Consider the following 19,475-nt stretch of genomic DNA (forward strand, 5'->3'; position numbering starts at 1 on the left):
GCCACTACGCGGAAGGACTATCTATTACATGATCGGAATTCGCCACTTACGACGAAAATCCGCCGATTCGTCCCATCGACGGTCGCCCGCGATGGAAGCGAACAAATAGTCGACCGGTTCCCTGTAACGGTCGTAACCGGCAGTCTGCCGTATGAGTCCGTATATCCTATCCGACGCCTCGAGCAATACTGCCCGGTCGTCCGAATAGAACGCCTCCCTGTACCGCTCCTCGTCGAGCGGACGCCAGGCCGCGAGCTCCCGCGAATGCTCCGCCGCGATCTTCGCCAAGGCGAACGCGCCGAGCGCCAGCCTCGGCGAGACGAGCCAGCTCGGCGGCGTGCGGAATTCGAAGCCGCCGTGGGGTTGGCGGCGCACGTCGCCAAGCGCGCCGTAGCGCGGACGGCGCTTGGCGGCCGACGGCGGCTCTAGCAACCGCAGCGGCAACGCGACGGCGTTGTCTAGGGCGCGCAATCGCTCGCCCGTCAGCGCGACGCCGCTTAAGTGGACGTGGCCGCCGAGCGGCAACCCCGGGACGGGCATCGCGCCCGCCCGCCACGTCAACGCTGCGCCCGCAGTCTTCTCCGCCGCCGCGACGAGCAATCTTCGCACGTCCGAAGCCAGACGCGACGGCTCCGTCGTCGGCCTCGGTCGAAGCTCGACGAGCGGCCAGCGTTTCTCCCCGCGTACGCGTACCGAGTCGCAGCCGGCATCCGCTTCCGGCTTGAAATACCTCGACGCCGGCACGACCCTTCCGTCTTCGGAGAGAAGAACGAATTCGGGATCGGCGCCGAGCTTAGCTACCGGCCGGCGAAAGGCTTCCGCCGCCCACGCCGAAGCGAATTCGTTCACCAGCTCCTTCAACCGAAATTGTCCTCCCGGAGACAACCTCGGCATAACCGGCCGCACGGCGGCGACGTACAGTTTGCCTTGGTCGGTGACGCGGGCTTCGACTTGTCCGAAATCAAGACCTAGCGCGTACAACGCCCTGGCCGCAAGCTTCTCCGCCGGCTTCCAAAGAGCATGCTCGCGATGCAAACAGATGGGATCGACTTGCCCCCTCTTATATTTAACGTCGTTAATCGAAGGGGAATGCCATCCGAGTCTCGCGATCTCGACGGCGTCGAACCCCCATACGGATACGCTTAGCCGGGTAATCCCGACATCGCCGGGGCGTTTCTCGCCGATGATCGCCGGCACGCCTTCCCTGCGTAGCCGCCTTTGCAGTTCCCCGTCAGGAAGGGCGGCCGTTTCCTTCGCCTTCGCGTTCATGAGCCAAGGGGATATCGTCAAAGACGTCATAGCCGACTTATCCGATAACAATAAAGTCGGCGCGCTCCCGACCGGAACGACGCAATCGTTCGGCCCCGCCGCTCCGGGACCGGACGGTTCGTCCAGCATCGGCAAGCCCGCGAGAGCCCACGGCGACCCGCCGTCAAGCGCTCCCGCCTTTGAACCCGCTCCGGCAACATGCGATGCCCTTAATCCCGCAACCACTTTACCGCCCGCCGCGTTCGCTCCCGCTCCGGCTCCGACGGGCGACCGAACGTACGCCCACACTTTACCCGACATGCCGGCTATCCTCCGTTTCCCGAACGCAAACACGGGAAGGACCGTCCCGCGTGCGGCGAGTGTACGCCGAAGCCGAATAGCCCTTCCCTATGTTCGCCGCTGCTGCATTCAGGCTTATCCCGTTGTTCCGGCAGGGCACCCGCCCTCGACAATCGTTCCGCTTCTGCATAGACTTAAGTACCGGTCGATGACCGAACCGATCACAAATCGTCTTCCAGTAAATCGGAATCGAGATCTTCGAAATCCCCATCGTCGCCGAGGCTGAAGTCGGCCGACTTGCCGTCGTCGTCGCTGCCGTTAGGATCGACGATAACGCATACTTTCGTTTCCGCAACCATCTCGACGGCGAATTCCCGTTCGACGCGGATGTGTACGGAAGACCCGCCCGATCCGATCGTCGCTTCCACGCAATTGGGCTCCTGCGTCGCATCCGCAGATACCTCTTCCGTGGTCGCGCGATGTTTCGGATCTACATACGACAAGTTTACGAGCTCCACGTAGGAGATCGTCTCTTTGGCGACGTCGGTTTGCGAGTTTTTGTTGTACGAATACCAGATGTTAATATCGTAAGACCCGATTACTTCGATTCCGTCCCCCGATTTCACCGCTTCATACTGATGATTGATGATCCACGCGCCCAGAATGCTGGTCGGGTGGTGCGGCGGCGTTACGGTGTGGGTAATCGTCGAGAACTTACGGCCTTTGCCGCAAACCGCCTTCGTGATGATTTCCCTGCGCTGCAGCCGTTTATCCGCAATAGCCATTTCGGTAGACCTCCTCCATACGATCAAGTCACTTAAAGTCTATGCAGGACATTCGTCTAGAGTGACAAAAATGTATTCGCTCAGCCCGCAACCGTTGCCGGTCACCGTCAAGAACGGTTGCCGGGATAGACTTTACGTTTCATTGTATGATCGCATGGGCAGAAGTTGACTTCCGTTTTTTCCAACGGCTCGCGATGCCCAAATATCTGCGAAGCTCTCTCGATAAATGAAAGAGAGAAGAACGAATTTCGAACTCGTCCCTCGTCGCCGGAAGAGGCATTCCCTTGAAGCCGACTTCGAGTTGTCCGAGCATCCGCTCCGTCTCGCCTTCGTAATAATCCGACTTGACGTCTTCCGTCAGCCGGTCGAACAGCACCGCGATCAGCTCGGCTTGGGGGACGCGGCTCGAGACGAACGCGATCGATTCCATCATGAGCTGGATCGATTCCAATTGCTGGCGCCTCATTTGAAAATAAAGCTGCCAAGGCTCGTCCTGCGGAATGAGACGGTTCTCCCTCGCCCGCTGGGCGACCTCGATGCCTTCTTCGATCGCCATCTCCGCCTCCAGCATTTCCTCGCCTCCCCACACCGTTCCCGGATCGCGCAAGTGCTCGGAGAGCCTACGGAAGATGTCCGAGAAGCTCTCTTCCGTCCTGGCCCGAAGCGCCACGAGCGTCTTGTTCTCCTTCGGCATGTACGCCAAGTTGAACAGCGTCGCCGAGCCTAGGCCGAGAAAAAGCAGCTCGAGCTCCGTCAGCAGCGTGTTTCCCGTCACCTCTCCCGCCGCGAACAGATGGAACACGATGACCGAGCCCGTGATGATGCCGTCCTTCAAGCCTGTCCGCGCCAATATCGGATACGCGAACAGAATATAGAGCGCCAGCACCCAAATATGAAAGCCGATGAATGCGAATAAAGCCGAGGCGAACAGAAGGCCGAACACGGACGCGCCGAAGCGCGCCAGCACGGTGCGAATGCCGCGCCAGCGCGTCGTATCGACGCCCATGATCGCCAGAATGCCTGCGGATAGCGGATTGTCGACGCCGAGCAAATAGGCGGCGTAGATCGCGACGAGCGCCGCGACCGCGGTTTTGATGACTCGGATCCCCATGAACGGCTACGGCTCCTATTCCAGTCGGTAAATCTCCTTGTATTTGTCCTCCAAGTAATCGCACAAGCAAGACGATTGCAACGGCCGTCCGCTGATTCGTTCGATCAGCTCCGACGGCTTCAGCAGCTTGCCGTGGCGGTATACTTGCTCCGTCAGCCATTCCTTCAGCGGCAACAGCTCCCCGTTCGCGATTTGCGCGTCGAGTTCGGGCAGCTTGCTTCGGGCGACGTCCATCATTTGCGCGCCGTACATGTTGCCGAGAGAATACGAAGGGAAGTACCCGAACGCGCCTCCGGACCAGTGAACGTCCTGAAGCACGCCGTGCGCGTTGTCCGGAGGAGTAACGCCGAGCGCTTCCGCGTATTTCCGGTTCCATACTTCCGGCAAGTCTCGCGCGTTCAGATTTTCGTTGAACAGCATTTTCTCGATCTCGTAACGGATCATAATATGAAGGTTATACGTCAATTCGTCCGCTTCGATCCGGATGAGCGAAGGCTCCACGACGTTGATGCCGCGGTAGAAAGCTTCAGGCGTAACGCCGTCGAGCTGTCCCGGGAACAGCGCCGCAAGGTCCGGCAAGTACCGTTGCCAGAAGCCGAGGCTGCGGCCGATCATGTTCTCCCAGAGGCGGGACTGCGATTCGTGGATGCCCATCGACGTGCCGGTGCTGAGCGGCGTGCCGTCGAGCTCGGGGCTTATATTCTGCTCGTACAGCGAGTGACCGCCTTCGTGGATCGTGCCGAACAGCGCGCTCGTCAGATCTTCGGGCAAGTAACGGGTCGTAATGCGGACGTCGCCCGTGCTTAGGCCCGTCGCGAACGGATGAACGCTCTCGTCCAGGCGCCCCGCTTCGAAATCGTAGCCCATTTGCTTCAGGATCAGCTTGCTGAACGCCTTCTGCGCTTCCTTGTCGAACGTCCCGTTCAAGAAAGACGTGTCGGGCTTGTTCGGCGACTTCGCGATCCGTTCGGCGAGCGGCACGAGGCGCTCGCGAAGCTCCCCGAACAACCGGTCCAGCTCCTCCGTCGTCAGTCCGGGCTCGTACATATCGAGCAACGTGTCGTACGGCGTATTTTTCACGCCCCACAGGTCGATGAACTTCCGGTTATAATCGATGATTTTCTCCAAATAAGGCACGAAACCTTCGAAATCGTTCTTTTCCTTCGCTTCTTCCCAAGCGGCTTCCGACTGGGAAGTGAGAACGACATACTCGCGGTACATATCCGGCGGAATGCGGCGGTTGCGGTCGTAATCCTTCGCCGTCTCCTCGACGAGCTTGCGGTCGATCTCGCCGAGAGCGGACGCGTTGTCCGGCGCGCTTAAGTGCGCGAGCAGTTCTCCCATCTCTTCGGAAGTCGACAGCTTGAACGTCTCCGAGGAGAGCGCGCCCACCGCTTGAGAGCGAAGCTCGATGCCTTTGCGCGGCGCCCCCGTTCTCATATCCCAATAAACGAGGCCCAGAATTTCTTCGAATTGCTTGATTTTCCCCGTCAGCTCCCGGAATCGCTCCAGTGGCGTGGCGGACGATTGTTGTTGTTGGCTCAAGAGGACACGACCTTTCCTTTTACTGGACGATTCAGAATGTATAAGTTTCACGCTTATCCATTTCTGAATCGTCTCCGCAAAGCTTCTTCAGCGCCCAGAGGACGCCGAAGGCGTTTTTGCTTTGCTGGATATTGTTATCTTGATCATAACTTCAGTAAAATTTATAATCAACTTGATTGGTTTATTTTCCGATCGGTACGCAACACGAATCGGGGAGGCATGCGGAGCGATGATTCGCATCGAATGGAGCGACGAAGCGATCGGAGAAATCCGGGCAAAATACGGCGAGGACGCGACTGTCTGGAAGCTCGTATCCGACACGGAAGGCTGCGGTTGCGCGATGAACGGCGTTCCCGCGTTATGGGGGATCCGGGCGCCGGCGCAAGGCGAGCTCAAGGCGGAGAGCAACGCGTTCGACGTCTGGTACGAGCAACGTCACGAAGTGTTTTTCGAAGAACGGTTAAGATTGACTTACAGATCCGACACGCGGGCTTTCGCCTTGATCAGCGACTCGCAAATCTACAGCAACCGGCTTCGGCTGGAAGACCGCAGAGCGGCGACCGTCGACGCATAACGCGCAAGGAGGTTAAGAAGGAATCCTATGCCCAACATCGAGGAAATACTGAATCATAATCGCGAATTCGTTAACAATAAAAAGTACGAGAAATACATGACGTCGAGGTTTCCCGAGAAACGCATGGTCATAGTCACGTGCATGGACGCGCGCCTGACCGAACTGCTTCCGAAAGCGATGAACTTGAAAAACGGCGACGCCAAAATCATCAAAAACGCGGGAGCGATCATTACCGCCCCGTTCGGCAACATCATGCGGAGTATCCTGGTCGCACTCTACGAGCTCAACGCGCACGAAGTGCTTATCGTCGGGCACCACGAATGCGGCATGACGGGCATCGATCCGAACGAAGTCGTATCCCACATGAAGGCGCGCGGCATCGCCGACGACGTCATCCATACGTTGCGCCATTCCGGCATCAGCCTCAACCGTTGGTTGACCGGCTTCGACAGCGTCAGGGAAAGCGTCGAGAACAGCGTCGACATCGTCCGCAACCATCCGCTTCTCCCGCCGGGCACGCCCGTTCACGGCCTCATTATCCATCCCGAAACCGGCGAGCTCGAAATGGTCACGGAAGGTAATCGTTATCTGGCGGCCTTGAAGGATTAATCCGATCGCAACAAAAAGAGGCGTTCCGAGACAGTCCCGAGACGCCTCTTTTTGTATTGTTGCGGTCAACCGCGGCCGTTCGCCTTGCGCTCGGCCGATTCCGCTCGCGCGCGAACGACTTCCGTCCGGTCGCGCGTCAGATGACGGTGGATGACGTCCTCGCCGGCTTCCTCGCCGCGGATTCCCCACGAATAGCCGAGCTCCCCGCAACGGTCGATCGCCGCTTGCCGTAACGCCGCATCTACGATCGGAAGCTCGATGTCGGCATACTCGGCGTTCGGCTCGGACCACGCTTGCGCCGCGCTTCGCAGCGCTTCCTTCAACTTCGCGCCGTCCATGCCCAGCTTGCCGAACTGCTCCGCGTCGGCTTCTTGGGCCGCTTTGCCCATCAGCTTCGCGGCGCCTTTCCAATTGCCTCGGCGCGCGTGATACAAGCACACCGCGATCCGAATGAACACGAGCCAGCTACTAAGCTGAGGCGAATCCGGATGTTCCTTCCAATATTCTTCCATGATTTCATGGCATTCGAAATAATCGCGCGAGCCGTAGTATTCCGCGAGATAATCGACGTACGCCTGCGGATATTGCGAGACCGGCAACGTTTCCACTCCCCCAACCTCTTCGCTGTCTTTAGCATACCGTAAAATTTGCTAACCGGCATCCTCCTTCGAAAATGAAACTCCGCGAACCGAACCCCGTATTACCTATCATTCAACACACAAAACCTCACTTCAGAAGGAGTCAAGCACCATGTGGAAAAAAGTATTTCTTGTTCTGAGCCTCGTCGCTTTTACGGTCGTCGTTACCGTTCCGGCGAACAGCGTCGACGCGAAGCCCCGTTCGTTCAGCTCCGGCAAGAAATCGTTCAGCAAAACGCCGGCACAATCGCAAGATAGCGTGAGCAAAAGCTCCACGACCAATACATCCTCCGCTTCGTCTACGGGCGGCACGACGAATAAAGGATTTTTCTCCGGAGGCAGCTTCATGAAGGGCATGATGATCGGGGGATTGGCCGGCCTGATGTTCGGCGGCATGTTCGGCACCGGATTCTTCGGCAACATGATGGGCTTCCTGATCAACGCGCTCGCGCTAGCCGTCCTGATCGCCGTCGCGGTCGCCGCGTTCAACGCGTTCAAGCGCCGCCGCCAGCAGCCGCCGCGCACGCATGACGGCCCGCGCCGCTGGTAACGGACGATGAGACTCGGAATGGATCACATCGTTAACGCCGTCTGCCTGCATCTGGCCGAGAGGTACGAAGTGCCGGTCGAATCCGTCGAGGTCGAGCTCCTCTACGACGAGGAGCAAGGCTTCGGGGCGGAGACGTGGGTGCAAGGCCGCAGCCGTATCCTGGTCGAAGCGAACTTGAAGGAAGCGATCGCCCGATACGTGCTGAGCGAATTCGGAGAACGCGTCTTCCCTTCGCAGATCACGCTCGACGTCGAAGAGGAAATGTGGGCGGACATCGCCAAGTGACGACATAGAGGCTATCCCGAGCGTCGAATGCTTTCGACCCGGGATAGCCTCTTTTCCTATCATATGGTCGCTTTACAACCATCGAGCCAATTGCGTTCTTTCGCGCCGGATGAACTCTTTCCCCTAACTTTATCTTAACTTTGTGCTAACTTCATCTTAATATATCGGCTGTTTTCGAAGCGTTATGAATCGGCTCGAAATAAGAACACATGTTTGATTTCGTTTTTTAGTTATGGTACACTCTTTTCGAAATGTAAATCATATCCAAGGAGCGAATAAGATGCCGATTAACGCCTATTTGAACTTCGAAGGCAACACCCGGGAAGTCGTGCTGTTCTACGCTGAAGTATTCGGCCTCGGGGAACCCCAGCTGATCACTTTCGGTTCAATGCCGGCCCATCCGGATTACCCTCTCCCTCCGGGTACAGAAGATTGGGTCATGCATGCGCGCCTGATGATCGACGGCAGCGCCCTGATGTTTTCCGACGTATTCCCGGGCATGCCTTACAACCCGGGCAACAACTTCACTCTCTCCTATGTCACCAAGGACGAAGATGCGCTCAAGTCGGCTTTCCATAAGCTGAAAGAAGGCGGCACGACCGTCATGGAACTGCAAGAAACGGATTGGAGCAAATGCTACGGCCAAGTGACGGACAAATTCGGCATCGGCTGGCAATTCAATCTCGCGGGCGAACAAGACTAACTATGCTTCGCCGCGCACGCGCATGAAGCACCTTATGAATAGAGAAGCCCCGTGCCGCAAATCGCGGTCCGGGGCTTCTATCATTTATTCGGCGTTCGGATTCGATACGGTACCGACGAACAGGATCACGCCCGTCTCCCTGTCGACGATGCCGACGACGAACGGCCGGTCGACGGACATGCGGAACGGCTCTTCCGGCGGAGGGGAAGCGGCTCCCACCTCCACCTCGACGATCGTCGCCGCGGACGCGCTAACGCCGTCTTCGTTCATTTCGAACGAGGAGAAATGCTCGACGTTACTGATGAACAAAGTCTGCGGTTCGTCGTTAATGCCCGGGAAGCTAGCATTTAAGGGATCGAAGGCCGTCTCCATGCCCATCGCCTTCAGCTCTTCGTTCAAGTTCGCGGAGTAAGCGAATTGCGTCTTCGGCAGTTCGATCGTTCCGCGTCGCGATTCGAGCTTGCCGGTCAATATCTTAGGATCCGCCGCGAGCTTGGCCTGAAGCTTCGCGAGCGCATCTTCCGCTTTGTCGGGCAAGACGACGGCCAAGTACGCGCTATCCTTCTTTCCGATCGGCAAGCGAATCGTTTCGTATCCATCTAGCTTCGCGTATTCGTATAGGCCGCCTTGCGTCATCATCTGCACGAAGAAATCTTCCTCCGACGGAAACCCGGTCGGGTGAAATCTCGCCCGGTTCGTAACCGCCGCGTTGAACGGCGACGTCCAAGCGCCGTCGAAGTCTATCGCGTTCAGTACGTATAACGCCGAATTCGGATCGATGCGGTCGATCACCTTCTTGATTGCGCCGTCCGTGCGCTTCGCCGCCCAATCGTTCATCCTCTTCGCCGCGGAATCGTCTTCCGCATCGTATGCGAAAGTCTCCGCGGCGTAATCGGACACGCTTCCGCTGATGAAACCGGGATTGAACATCTTATGACCGGCCATCCATAACGAACTCGCGAACGTCATGATGACATCGTCGTCGTTCGGGTGACGCAATAGGTCTAGCAGGACACGATAACCGCTTCCGATATGATCATTGGTCATTCCTTCCAGCCCGAGCGCCTTACTCATCCCGGCATCCGTCTCGCCCGCGGCCCCGCGCGCGACGAGCGCGAGCGCGGCGGATACGCTCAGCGGGGACATGAAGACGTTCCCATCCGACTCCTTAGCCTCTGTCAATCGACCATAGAGCGACAGGCCGAACCTGTTCGACGCATCGACAACGGCCGGATCGAGCCGGCTTGCCGAATACTGCCGTACGCCCTTCTCCGGCAAAATCGCTCCTTCCTCTCCCCGGCCGCATCCCGCCAATCCGGTCAACGTAAGCCCCGCGAAAGCGACAATGGCAAAGATTCTCGCTTTTTTCACTGCCTAACCCCCGATTTCTCTCGTCTTTTACTCTCAGACGATCGGAGGGAGTCAAATGTTTCCGACTCAACTCAAAAATTCAAAACATACGTTTCTCCGGCGTTCGCCCGGAATTCGCCGCCTTCGCAAGCAACGGCCGTTCCGTTGCAGTCCGTTACGGCGAATACCGCCCCCGCTCCGTAGCGAATCCGGCAAGCTCCGTCATGCGAAGCGGCTAAAGTCGCTTCCTTGAGCGCGCCATTCTCCCATCGCATATCGACGGTATAACCGCCCCGGGCTTTCAACCCGCGAACGGCGCCGTCTTTCCAAGCTTCGGGCAACGCGGGCAGCAGCTCGATGGCGTCCAAGTGGCTTTGAAGCAGCATCTCGGCCATGCCCGCCGCGCCGCCGAAATTGCCGTCGATCTGGAACGGTGGATGCGCGTCGAACAAATTCGGGTAAGTCGACTTGGATAGCAGCGTCCGCAAGTTGGCGTAGGCTTGTTTCGAGTCCTTCAGCCTCGCGAATTGATTGATCAGCCAAGCGCAGCTCCATCCCGTGTGACCGCCGCCGTTCGCGAGCCTTCGGGCCAATGTTGCCGAGGCTGCCCGGAACAGCTCCGGCGTTCCTTCGTGAATCTGGTCGCCGGGATGAAGGCCGTACAAGTGCGAGATGTGCCGGTGTCCCGGTTCCGCCTCCTCATAGTCTTCCAGCCATTCTTGAATCGTTCCGTGCCGGCCGATCCGATAGTCCGGCAATCGCGCAAGCGCGGCCGTCAGCTCGCCGGCGAAGCTTGCGTCGACGCCGAGCTTGCCGGACGCCGCCGCGACGCTTGCGAACAATTCCTTGATGATGGCGAAATCCATCGTAGATCCGACCGTCACGCTGCACGTCTCGCCGTCCTTCGTGAGGAACGCGTTCTCCGGCGACGTGGACGGATTCGTGACGAGCAAGCCGTCCGGCCCTTCCACGAGCCAATCGAGGCAGAACAGAGCCGCCCCTTTCATGATCGGATACGCCCGCTCCTTCAAGAATCGCTCGTCCCGATCGAACAAATAACGGTCCCACAGATGCCGCGCCAACCAAGCGCCGCCGAGCGGCCAGAAAGCCCACATCGCGCTTCCCCCCGTCGGCGTCGCCATCCGCCAGACGTCGACGTTATGGTGCGTCGTCCAGCCCCGGCAGCCGTACAGCACGCGCGCCGCCCTGCCGCCGGTATCGCTTAAACCGTCCAACAGGTCGAACAACGGCTCGTGGCATTCGCTTAAGTTGCCGACTTCCGCGAGCCAATAATTCATCTCGGTGTTAATGTTCACCGTATAATCGCTATACCATGGCGGCTGTACGTGCGGGTTCCAGATGCCTTGCAGATTCGCCGGTTGCGTACCCGGTCGGGAGCTCGCCATGAGCAAATAGCGCCCATACTGGAAGAACAGAGCCTCCAGCCCCAAGTCGGCTCCGCCGTTCTTGTAGGCTTCCAATCGCGCGTCGGTCGGCGTCTCCTCCAGATCGGAGCACTCTTCGCCCGCCTCGAGCACTAGATCGACTCGCCCGAACAAAGCGCTATGCTCTTCGGCGTGCCGACGCAACAGTTCCTCGTATCCCAGCTCCGACGCAAGATCGACCCGATTCCGGCAGCGTTCCAAGAAAGCTTCCTCTTCGGGAACCGTCCGGTAGTCGACGAAGCCGGTCTCGATGGCCAAATAGATCGTGAATTCGCGGGCATCCCGGATTTCGAGCCGGCCGTCCCCCAGGCTCAGACGACCGTCCGTCGTCGCGCGAAGGCGAGCCTCGAACGGCATGCCGATGCCTTCCTCGTACAGCACCGGCTCCGGATGGTCGCCTCGGTAATTTTCCGCCACGTGGCTAGGCGCGCGTCCCGTCATCGAAAGGACGGCGCCGTCCGAAGCGACCGTCTCGCATGGAATCGGCGATGTAAAGCCAACGTCGAAGTTCAGCTTCCCCTCTTCCGCGACGTACCGGATAACGATGACTTGATCCGGCACGCTCGCGAAATACTCGCCTCTCACGAGGGCTCCGTCCGAATCCGCGCGGTAACTCGCGGTTGCGACGCCATCCGACAGCGTCAGCTCGCGGCGATAGTCCGATACGCCGTCTTTCGCGACCGAGCCGCCCTCGATCCGCTTCAGCAGCAAGTCGCCGACGGGTACGTACGGCTGGCAATCTTGCCCGACCATCCGCTCTTCGATCAGCCGCTGCGCTTCCGCGTTCTTTCCGTTGAACAGAAGCTCTCGCGACTTCGCCAAATATCTCCTCGCGTCGTAATCGAGCGTGTCTCGCGGAATGCCGGCCCATAGCGTATCCTCGTTCAAGGCGACGCGTTCCGCGTCCGCTCCGCCGAAGACCATGCCCCCGAGCCGTCCGTTACCGATCGGAAGAGCTTCTTCCCATACCGTCGCGGGCTTGTCGTACGAGAGCTTCCATTCCTTCTTGCCGCTTTCTAAGCCCGATTGCTTCCATTGCTCTCCCATAGTCGACCCTCCGTGATAGCAAACAGAGCCCGGATCGCCCGGGCTCTGTCGTTCCTGCTTTAGATTAACACAATCGCGATTATTCGTTCCACAATTTAACGCGTTCGGCTACGAGTTCGCCGCGAAGCTCTTCGGCTTTATGCACGCCCGCTTTTTCGAGCTGAGCGACGTAATCGTCCCAGATCGCGTCGAATTCGGCAGGCTTCGCGAGAATCGCCTTCGGAATCATTTTCCACGTAATGTTCTTCAGCTTCTCGTCGAGCACCGTGACTTCGCTGTCGGTCGGAACCGGAATGTTCCATGCCGCGCCCCACGGCTTGATTTTGAACTCGTCTTCTTTCGGGAACAGGTCTTTCCAGATCGTCGCGCCGTAAGCTTTCAGCACTTCTTTCTCTACGTCGCTGTAGTCCGTCGTCAATTGCTCGGGATTCTTCAGCGTGTAGTAGTTGTCCGTCGGATCCTTCACGCCGTCGCCGTAGTGAGCGCTCAATAAATTATAGAAGCCGATGCCAGATTCTTTCGCAAAGTTCGTGGCGTCGTTGATGCGGCGATCGTTCACTTCGGGAATCATCACGCGTTTGCCGTTCTCGACCGTATAGTGCTTGCCTTCGATACCCCAGTTCAGAAGAACTTGACCTTCGTCGGACGCCAGGTAATCGAGGAATTTAATCGCCGCGACCGGATCCGGATTCGTTTTGGAGATCGAGAGGCCGTTACCTGCCATGAAGCCCGTCGGCCAGAACGACGTGTCTTTGTACGTTTCGTCAAGCGTAACCGGATAGTGGCCGTAAGCGTAATCCATTTTGCCTTCCGCTTTCAGCGCTTTCTCGCCATCCGCGTAATCCCATAGCTGGTCGATCAAGCCGAGCACGCGGCCGGAAGCGACTTTCGCTTTGTATTGGTCGTACTTCTGAACGAAGCTTTCTTTGTCCAGCAAGCCTTCCGCGTTCATGTGGTTGAGCCATCTGAAATATTCTTTCTCCGCGGGACGGAGGAAGTGGTAAGTGACCTTGTTCGTGTCTACATCGATGTTGTATTCGCCATCGTCCGCTCCGCCCGTTGTCGCAAACGCAGGGTTCGTGACGGAGATGTACATGTGCCAGTCGTCGGCGTTCAAGGAGATACCGATGTTTTTGTTTCCTTTGTCATCCGTTGGATGCTTGGCCAGGTATTGTTTAAGAGCGTTTTCAAAATCTTGGACCGTACGCATCTTCGGATAGCCAAGTTCTTTCACGACGCGGTGCTGCAAGCTAAAGCCGCCGCCCGCCTCGAAATAGGTTTGGTTAACGCCGGCATAAGACGGCAGTACGTAAATCGCTTGGTCTTCGTTGCTGTAGCGCAGACGCTTCAATTGGTCGCCGTATACTTTTTTGATGTTCGGGCCGTATTGGTCGATCAGGTCGGTCAAGTCGATGACGGCGCCCGCGTCGACGAATTTGCTGATGCTGTTCTTCGCGCTGATCAAGTCCGGGTATTTGCCACTGGTTGCGATCAGAGCGGATTTCTGACCCGGGTCTCCTACCGCGAATTCCGCGTCGAGCGTAACGCCCGTTTTCTCGGTAATGACTTTGCCCGTCTCGTCCTGCATATTCGCCCAGTTCGGGTTCGGGTCTTCGCTGTAGTAGGAGAACGTAATCGGTTTAACCGCTTCCGGGCTTGCGCTTTCGCTTGCGGAGCTGCTTGGGGTGCTAGCCGCGCCCGATGCGGACGGGCTTGCGTTATTGTTGTTGTTGCCGCAACCCGCCAGCAAACCGGCGAACAGCGTCGAGGCCATCAGAACGACCGGCCATTTTTTCTGAGCTGCCATTTGTGTAACCCTCCTATTTTTTATTGAAACTTATATGCGTATCACGGGTTTCCCCGGCAATACCGATGGTCATTCGGCTAACCGAGAAAGGGAAAGTTACCCTTTCACGGCGCCTAAAGTCATGCCCTGTACGAAATACCGCTGTAGGAACGGGTACACAAGAAGAATCGGAACGGTAACGACGATCGTAATCGCCATTTTGACGGATTCTGGCGATACAGTCGCCATCACTTGCGTCATGTTCGTGTTGCGATAGTCTCCATTATTGCCCGTCGTCGTGCTTTGGAGCACTTTCATCAGCTCGAATTGCAGCGTCGTCAGATGATCGCTCGACGAATTGTACAAGTACGTGTCGAACCAGGCGTTCCATTGCCCGACGGCGAGGAACAGCGCGATCGTCGCAAGCGCCGGCGTCGTCATCGGCAGGATGACGCGCCAGAAGATCGTAAAGTCGTTCGCGCCGTCTATCTTCGCCGATTCCTGAAGCGCGAAAGGAATGCCGTCGATGAACGACCGGATGACGAACACGTTAAAGGCGCTGACGAGCCCCGGCAAGACGTACACCGCGAACGTCCCCATCATATGGAGATCCTTGATGAGCAAGTAAGTCGGTATAATGCCGGCCGATACGTACATCGTGATCGCGAGCGTGTAGGACACGAACTTGCGACCTTGGAAATCGGGCCGGGCCAGCGTAAACGCCAGCATCGACGCGCTAACGAGTCCGAGCAAGGTGCCGACGATCGTTCGCAGCACCGAAATTTTGAAGCCCGTAACGAGCCCGCTGAACGAGAAAATAATCTCGTAGTTCTTAAACGTAAACTCCCTAGGGAATATCGTGATGCCTCCCCTGACGCTGTCCGTCGAATCGTTGAACGATAGGGCGAGCACGTTAAGGAACGGATACAACGTCGCGATGACGACGAGAGTCATGAAGATCGCGAGAAACGAATTGAACGCCTTGTCCGATATTGAAGTTTTACGTCGCAAGCTTGTCGTAGTCATGTTGCTCCTCCTTAAATGACGCTTTCTTTCGTAAATCGCTTGGACAGTCCGTTCGCGACGAACAGCAGAATGAGGCTGACGACGGAATTGAACATGTTTACGGCGGTTCCGAACGAATAACGGCTCATTTCAAGGCCGTATTTGAGCGAGTACAAATCAAGCACCTGCGAGTAATCGAGCACGAGGTTGTTGCCGAGCAGGAATTGTTTCTCGAAGCCGTTATTGACCAGATGGCCGATGGACAGCACGAGCAGGACGACGATCGTCGAACGGATGCCCGGGAGCGTCACGTGCCACATTTGTCTTAGTCTACCCGCTCCGTCGACCTTCGCCGCTTCGTACAGATCGGGCGCGATGCCGGAGATGGCCGCCAAGTAGATGATCGCACTCCAGCCCGTTTCTTTCCACAGGTCGGACACCGTGACGATGCCCCAGAACAAGTGTCCCTTGCCCATGAATTGTATCGGTTCCTGGATAAAGCCGAGTCCTAGCAATATATCGTTGACGACGCCGTTGTCGCTGGACAGCATTCTCGTAATGATGCTCGTCGCTACCGTCCAGGAAACGAAGTGCGGCAAGTACGATATCGTCTGCACGACGCGTTTGAACGCGATGTTCTTCAATTCGTTAAGCAACAGGGCGAAACCGACCGCCACGATAAATCCGGATACGAGCCCCATGATGCTCATCGCCAGCGTATTGCGCAAAGCCTGATAAAACATATCGTCATGGAACATCGTTCTGAACTGTTCGAGCCCGACCCATTTCTGCTGCAGTATCGGCGTGCCGTTCGGCTTGAACTTCTGGAAAGCCATCAGCCAGCCCCATAACGGGTAATAGCTGAATACGAATACCCATGCGATGAACGGGAGCGACATCATGTACAAATATTTGTTGCGGATGAAAGTTGCCCAGAATCGGTTCGCACGCGAACGCTCTTTGGTGACTGGTGAAGCCGTAACCGCCTTCATGGAATCCCTCCTACTTCGTAATCCAATCATATCGGATGGGAGTCGCCTCGGACTACCCGAAGGATTGCACGCAAAATCATATAAAAATCCGCAAAAAAAGCGCCATCCGCCGACGGGCGGACGAGCGCTTGTCTCCGAGTCCTCCGACTACTGCTTCTTATAGCCGCTGGGAGAAGTTCCGACGTACTTGCGGAACTTGATATGGAAGTAATCGACGTTCGCGTAGCCGACCTTCTCGGCGACCTGGTACACCTTCAACCCTTGCTCCAGCAGTTGCTTCGCTTGGTCGATACGCACTTTGTCGACGTACGTGTTGAAATGCTCTCCCGTCATTTGTTTGAATAGCTTGCCCATATAGGCGCTATTGTAGTTGAACAGCTCAGCCAGCTTCTCGAGCTTCAGATTCTCGGCGTAATTGCGGTGGATGAGGTCGATCATCCGTTTGACGAGCGTCTCCGCTCCGCCGCCGTCCGCCTTGCCCGCGAGTCCTTCGGCGATCGCCGATAACCGTTCGATGAGTCCGAGATAACGGGTTTCCTTGTAGATGTCGACGAGTCCCGCCCGCAGCTCCAGGCTATGTTTCTCCGAGCGGTTATGCGTGAGCTTGTCTTGAACCGCGGAGAACAGCTGGACGAACCGGGTTTTGATTTCCTCCTCGGAGCAGCCGAAGCTGACCGTCTCCTCGGCCAGTTCTTGGATATACTGGCGCACCGTATCCGTATTGCCGACCTCTAGCGCCAAGTACAGCGTACCGACCGCGTTCGCGAACAGCTCGTCTAGCTGCTCCGCGTTGTCGGCTTCTCCGCGCTCCGTTTCCGGCCGATCCGCCCGGGATATCGTCCCTTTCTCGAGGAAAAAGCGGTTCTTGATCCGGTCGAGCGCCTTCCGGTACGAGGTGCCGAGCTCTTCCAGTCGCTTCGCTTCCCCGCCGGACACGGCGAACAAATCGATGACGTGCTCGGAGCAGCTATCCCAAATTTCCTTGTACATTTTCCTGCGGTGCTTCTCGTCGCCGAGCGCTCCCTTCAATACGATGCCGACGTACGGCGCCATGCCGAAGGTGACGCCCCGTCCGCGGGCGTCGAACAAGCCGACGAGCTTATGTTTGATCAGCGTCATGAGGGCGGGCACCATCTCGTTGCTCGTCGCGGGCTTCACGAGCACGATCTCGTAGGACTCCCATTCCAGCCGCTCATTCAACTGCGCGAATGAAGCCGGAGGAAGCGTCTCGCCGGACAAATACGATTGGATAAGCACGTCGATTCGGATGTCCGGCCCGCCGGCGGGTCCGGCTTTCGCCGAAGCGGCCGCGTCCATCTCCGCCCGAAGCTTGTCCAGGTAGCCGATCAGCTCGTCTTCGTCGACGGGCTTCAGCAAATAGCCGTCGATGCGATGGGCGATCGCCTGCTTCGCGTATTCGAAATCGGCGTAACCGCTCAGGATCAGAATTCTTATGTCCGTCTCTAGCTCGCGTATCGCTCCGATCAGTTCCAGGCCGGTCATTCCCGGCATTCGGATGTCCGCGATCAGCAGATCCGGGGCGTTCGCTTTGCATTTCTGCAGCGCTTCCTGGCCGTTCGCGGCCGTATCGGCGACCCGGAAGCCTAGCTCCTCCCAAGGAATAAGCGTCCGAAGCCCTTCGCGGATCGTCGGTTCGTCGTCGACGAGCATTACATTATAGTTCATGGGTTTTCCCTCCTAGCGGTATCGTGAACGTTATGTGCGTGCCGGCGCCGGGCTCGCTTCTGAATTCGAGCCCGTGTCGCTCGCCGTAAGTGAGCCGAAGCCGAAGGTGTACGTTGCGCAAGCCGATCCGGTTGTTCTCGTCGTCTTCCGTCTCGTTCAGGGAAGAGACGAGCTTCTCGATCTTTTCAGCCGTCATGCCTTCGCCGTTGTCGAATACGTCGACGCGGATCTGATCGTCTTCCAGCTCCGCCTGCACGTAGACGATGCCGCCCTCCGCCTTGTTCTCGAGTCCGTGGATGACGGCGTTCTCGACGAGCGGCTGTATGATCAGCGGCGGAATGTCGGTATTCTCGGCGCGCGGGTCGATCAGTATCGAATAGTTGAGCCGATCCTCGTAGCGGAATTTCTGAATGTCCAAGTAACAGCGAACGATGTCGATCTCGCTCGCGAGCTTCGTCATTCCCGTCCCGACCTCGAGATTCCTCCGCATCAGTTTGCCCAGTAGACGCACGACTTGGGAAATTTCCTTCTCCCCCTTCAGATGCGCCTTCATCCGAATCGATTCGAGCGCGTTAAACAAAAAGTGGGGATTGATCTGGCTGGCCATCATTTTCAGCTTGATCTCGTTCTGTTTCGATTCCAGCAAGCTTTTCTGCTTGTTCGATTCCTGAACTTCAGCCATCAGTCCGTTAATGCTGGACACCATCGCGTTGAACTGTCTCGACAGTTGCCCGATTTCGTCTTTGCCGTCGATCTTTAGCGAGATGTCCAGATTGCCCGTCGCGACTTTGGAGATATGTTTGCTGAGCCGCAGCATCCGCTTCGACAGTATCGTCGATACGCCGAAGATGAGCAACGTCGCGATGAGCAAGCTCGCCGAAATGATGACGAACGCTAGCACGTTGACGCGGTTCGCGTCCTTCACGATCGTTTCGATGGAAAATACCGAAATAATGCGAAGGCTGTTCATGCTTTCCTGCGGAACGATCGATTCGATGAGCACTCGCGAATCTTTCCCGTCGATCTTCGCTTCGAAGGAGCCGTCCCGCTCCTTGATGACGTTGCGCTGGAAATCGACGTCGGCTAGCGTCTTGCCGAGTCGTCCCGGACGGTTGGCCGCCAGTATCGTGTTGGAGTCGTCTACGATCATCGTCTCGAACGTCTCCTGGCTCAAAATGCTGTCGAGCATATCCATGTTCACGTTAATGACGAGAACGCCGTTCGTCGCCTGTTCCAAGAAACTGACCTTGCGGACAAGACTTAAATATTTGCGGTTGTCCCGCTCGTCCTGCAAGTAATACCACGCCGTCATGCCGTTGGCGCTACCGAGCGCGCGTTGAAACCATAATGAAGCCTCGTCGTCGGGAGAAGGCTGAATGAATTCCCAGTTATTCAGCAGCGTCGGGTTGTCCATATAGAACCGGATGTTCGAGATTTCATTGTATAACCGGCGGTTTTCTTTGAAATCGTTGTATTCTCGGTAAGCTTGGACGACGTCGTACGTCGTCTCGTATCGTCTGTTCGTGACCGTCTCCAGCCTTTCGTCGTTCGCGAGCCGATAGGAGCTGTCGTAAGCGACGTTCATCAGCTCCGCGGTCCGCGCCTTGACGCGCTGGACGTTCGTCGATGTCTGGTCCATCGCGTTGCCGAGCGCCATGTTGCGCAGCTCGTTTGTCAGCAAGACGCCGACGATCAGGACGGGAACGAAGACGACGGCGATGAACGACAGGAACAGCTTCGTCCTCAGCTTTAGGTTGTTCAACGCTCGAAATAGCACGAAGCTTCCTCCTTCATAACCGGCCATCGGGACGGGCCG

Annotated in this window: 17 protein-coding genes; 5 read left to right on the plus strand and 12 right to left on the minus strand. The window is 57.3% G+C overall.

Features of this window, described 5'->3' with window-relative positions; translation table 11 throughout:
* Window positions 1-24: 24 nt before the first annotated feature.
* The 4 genes from ACFPPD_RS02980 to ACFPPD_RS02995 form a co-directional block, all read right to left on the minus strand.
* Entirely contained in the window at window positions 25-1,569 is a 1,545-nt protein-coding gene (locus ACFPPD_RS02980) for a putative amidoligase domain-containing protein (RefSeq protein WP_209742974.1), read from the minus strand.
* Between the two features lie 200 nt (window positions 1,570-1,769).
* Window positions 1,770-2,333, minus strand: coding sequence for an outer spore coat protein CotE (locus ACFPPD_RS02985; RefSeq protein WP_209742976.1), 564 nt, complete (start codon window positions 2,331-2,333; stop codon window positions 1,770-1,772).
* A gap of 139 nt (window positions 2,334-2,472) precedes the next feature.
* Window positions 2,473-3,444: an aromatic acid exporter family protein gene (locus tag ACFPPD_RS02990; RefSeq protein ID WP_209742978.1), complete on the minus strand. Its 972-nt coding sequence runs from the start codon at window positions 3,442-3,444 to the stop codon at window positions 2,473-2,475.
* A gap of 15 nt (window positions 3,445-3,459) precedes the next feature.
* Entirely contained in the window at window positions 3,460-4,989 is a 1,530-nt protein-coding gene (locus ACFPPD_RS02995) for a carboxypeptidase M32 (RefSeq protein WP_378081214.1), read from the minus strand.
* A 229-nt stretch (window positions 4,990-5,218) separates the two neighbouring features.
* Between ACFPPD_RS02995 and ACFPPD_RS03000 the strand changes: the two genes are divergently transcribed.
* Together ACFPPD_RS03000 and ACFPPD_RS03005 are read left to right on the plus strand one after the other, a co-directional pair.
* The gene (locus ACFPPD_RS03000) at window positions 5,219-5,563 is read left to right on the plus strand and encodes an iron-sulfur cluster biosynthesis family protein (protein ID WP_209742980.1); all 345 of its coding nucleotides are present in this window, start codon (window positions 5,219-5,221) and stop codon (window positions 5,561-5,563) included.
* A 27-nt stretch (window positions 5,564-5,590) separates the two neighbouring features.
* Window positions 5,591-6,172: a beta-class carbonic anhydrase gene (locus tag ACFPPD_RS03005; RefSeq protein ID WP_209742982.1), complete on the plus strand. Its 582-nt coding sequence runs from the start codon at window positions 5,591-5,593 to the stop codon at window positions 6,170-6,172.
* A 65-nt stretch (window positions 6,173-6,237) separates the two neighbouring features.
* On the opposite strand, the gene ACFPPD_RS03010 is transcribed toward ACFPPD_RS03005, so the two are convergent.
* Complete coding sequence (locus ACFPPD_RS03010; RefSeq protein WP_209742983.1) at window positions 6,238-6,780, minus strand: DUF309 domain-containing protein; 543 nt, start codon at window positions 6,778-6,780, stop codon at window positions 6,238-6,240.
* Between the two features lie 142 nt (window positions 6,781-6,922).
* Here ACFPPD_RS03010 and ACFPPD_RS03015 point away from each other — a divergent pair, with 142 nt between their 5' ends.
* The 3 genes from ACFPPD_RS03015 (at window position 6,923) to ACFPPD_RS03025 (ending at window position 8,348) form a co-directional block, all read left to right on the plus strand.
* Window positions 6,923-7,360, plus strand: coding sequence for a hypothetical protein (locus ACFPPD_RS03015; protein ID WP_209742985.1), 438 nt, complete (start codon window positions 6,923-6,925; stop codon window positions 7,358-7,360).
* 6 nt (window positions 7,361-7,366) lie between these two features.
* Window positions 7,367-7,645, plus strand: a complete 279-nt coding sequence (locus ACFPPD_RS03020; RefSeq protein WP_209742987.1) for a DUF2653 family protein — start codon at window positions 7,367-7,369, stop codon at window positions 7,643-7,645.
* A 280-nt stretch (window positions 7,646-7,925) separates the two neighbouring features.
* On the plus strand, window positions 7,926-8,348 hold the full coding sequence (locus ACFPPD_RS03025) for a VOC family protein (protein ID WP_209742989.1): 423 nt from the start codon (window positions 7,926-7,928) through the stop codon (window positions 8,346-8,348).
* A gap of 84 nt (window positions 8,349-8,432) precedes the next feature.
* Here the strand turns inward: ACFPPD_RS03025 and ACFPPD_RS03030 are convergent, their stop codons facing one another.
* The 7 genes from ACFPPD_RS03030 to ACFPPD_RS03060 all read right to left on the minus strand — a co-directional run bounded on the left by ACFPPD_RS03030 (window position 8,433) and on the right by ACFPPD_RS03060 (window position 19,436).
* Window positions 8,433-9,719 (minus strand): serpin family protein, encoded by a 1,287-nt coding sequence (locus ACFPPD_RS03030; RefSeq protein WP_209742991.1) that lies wholly within the window; start codon window positions 9,717-9,719, stop codon window positions 8,433-8,435.
* Window positions 9,720-9,790: 71 nt separating this feature from the next.
* Window positions 9,791-12,190, minus strand: coding sequence for a glycoside hydrolase family 95 protein (locus tag ACFPPD_RS03035; RefSeq protein WP_209742992.1), 2,400 nt, complete (start codon window positions 12,188-12,190; stop codon window positions 9,791-9,793).
* 79 nt (window positions 12,191-12,269) lie between these two features.
* Complete coding sequence (locus ACFPPD_RS03040) at window positions 12,270-13,997, minus strand: ABC transporter substrate-binding protein (RefSeq protein ID WP_209742994.1); 1,728 nt, start codon at window positions 13,995-13,997, stop codon at window positions 12,270-12,272.
* A gap of 96 nt (window positions 13,998-14,093) precedes the next feature.
* Entirely contained in the window at window positions 14,094-14,930 is an 837-nt protein-coding gene (locus tag ACFPPD_RS03045) for a carbohydrate ABC transporter permease (RefSeq protein WP_378081358.1), read from the minus strand.
* Between the two features lie 83 nt (window positions 14,931-15,013).
* Window positions 15,014-15,973, minus strand: coding sequence for an ABC transporter permease (locus ACFPPD_RS03050; RefSeq protein ID WP_209742998.1), 960 nt, complete (start codon window positions 15,971-15,973; stop codon window positions 15,014-15,016).
* Window positions 15,974-16,120: 147 nt separating this feature from the next.
* Complete coding sequence (locus tag ACFPPD_RS03055) at window positions 16,121-17,659, minus strand: response regulator transcription factor (RefSeq protein WP_209743000.1); 1,539 nt, start codon at window positions 17,657-17,659, stop codon at window positions 16,121-16,123.
* Window positions 17,649-19,436 carry a cache domain-containing sensor histidine kinase gene (locus ACFPPD_RS03060; protein ID WP_378081217.1) on the minus strand — a complete coding sequence of 596 codons (1,788 nt, stop codon included), beginning with the start codon at window positions 19,434-19,436 and terminating at the stop codon, window positions 17,649-17,651. Before ACFPPD_RS03060 ends, ACFPPD_RS03055 begins: the two co-directional genes overlap by 11 nt.
* Between the last annotated feature and the right edge of the window lie 39 nt (window positions 19,437-19,475).

The organism is Cohnella suwonensis, from assembly GCF_042655365.1.
Classification (GTDB): Bacteria; Bacillota; Bacilli; order Paenibacillales; family Paenibacillaceae; genus Cohnella; species Cohnella suwonensis.

Excerpts from the sequence above, each read along its gene's own strand:
- ACFPPD_RS02980 (WP_209742974.1), bottom strand. The coding sequence starts at position 1,569 with ATGTCGGGTAAAGTGTGGGCGTACGTTCGGTCGCCCGTCGGAGCCGGA.
- ACFPPD_RS02985 (WP_209742976.1), bottom strand. The coding sequence starts at position 2,333 with ATGGCTATTGCGGATAAACGGCTGCAGCGCAGGGAAATCATCACGAAG.
- ACFPPD_RS02990 (WP_209742978.1), bottom strand. The coding sequence starts at position 3,444 with ATGGGGATCCGAGTCATCAAAACCGCGGTCGCGGCGCTCGTCGCGATC.
- ACFPPD_RS03000 (WP_209742980.1), top strand. The coding sequence starts at position 5,219 with ATGATTCGCATCGAATGGAGCGACGAAGCGATCGGAGAAATCCGGGCA.
- ACFPPD_RS03005 (WP_209742982.1), top strand. The coding sequence starts at position 5,591 with ATGCCCAACATCGAGGAAATACTGAATCATAATCGCGAATTCGTTAAC.
- ACFPPD_RS03015 (WP_209742985.1), top strand. The coding sequence starts at position 6,923 with ATGTGGAAAAAAGTATTTCTTGTTCTGAGCCTCGTCGCTTTTACGGTC.
- ACFPPD_RS03020 (WP_209742987.1), top strand. The coding sequence starts at position 7,367 with ATGAGACTCGGAATGGATCACATCGTTAACGCCGTCTGCCTGCATCTG.
- ACFPPD_RS03025 (WP_209742989.1), top strand. The coding sequence starts at position 7,926 with ATGCCGATTAACGCCTATTTGAACTTCGAAGGCAACACCCGGGAAGTC.
- ACFPPD_RS03035 (WP_209742992.1), bottom strand. The coding sequence starts at position 12,190 with ATGGGAGAGCAATGGAAGCAATCGGGCTTAGAAAGCGGCAAGAAGGAA.
- ACFPPD_RS03040 (WP_209742994.1), bottom strand. The coding sequence starts at position 13,997 with ATGGCAGCTCAGAAAAAATGGCCGGTCGTTCTGATGGCCTCGACGCTG.
- ACFPPD_RS03045 (WP_378081358.1), bottom strand. The coding sequence starts at position 14,930 with ATGACTCTCGTCGTCATCGCGACGTTGTATCCGTTCCTTAACGTGCTC.
- ACFPPD_RS03050 (WP_209742998.1), bottom strand. The coding sequence starts at position 15,973 with ATGAAGGCGGTTACGGCTTCACCAGTCACCAAAGAGCGTTCGCGTGCG.
- ACFPPD_RS03055 (WP_209743000.1), bottom strand. The coding sequence starts at position 17,659 with ATGAACTATAATGTAATGCTCGTCGACGACGAACCGACGATCCGCGAA.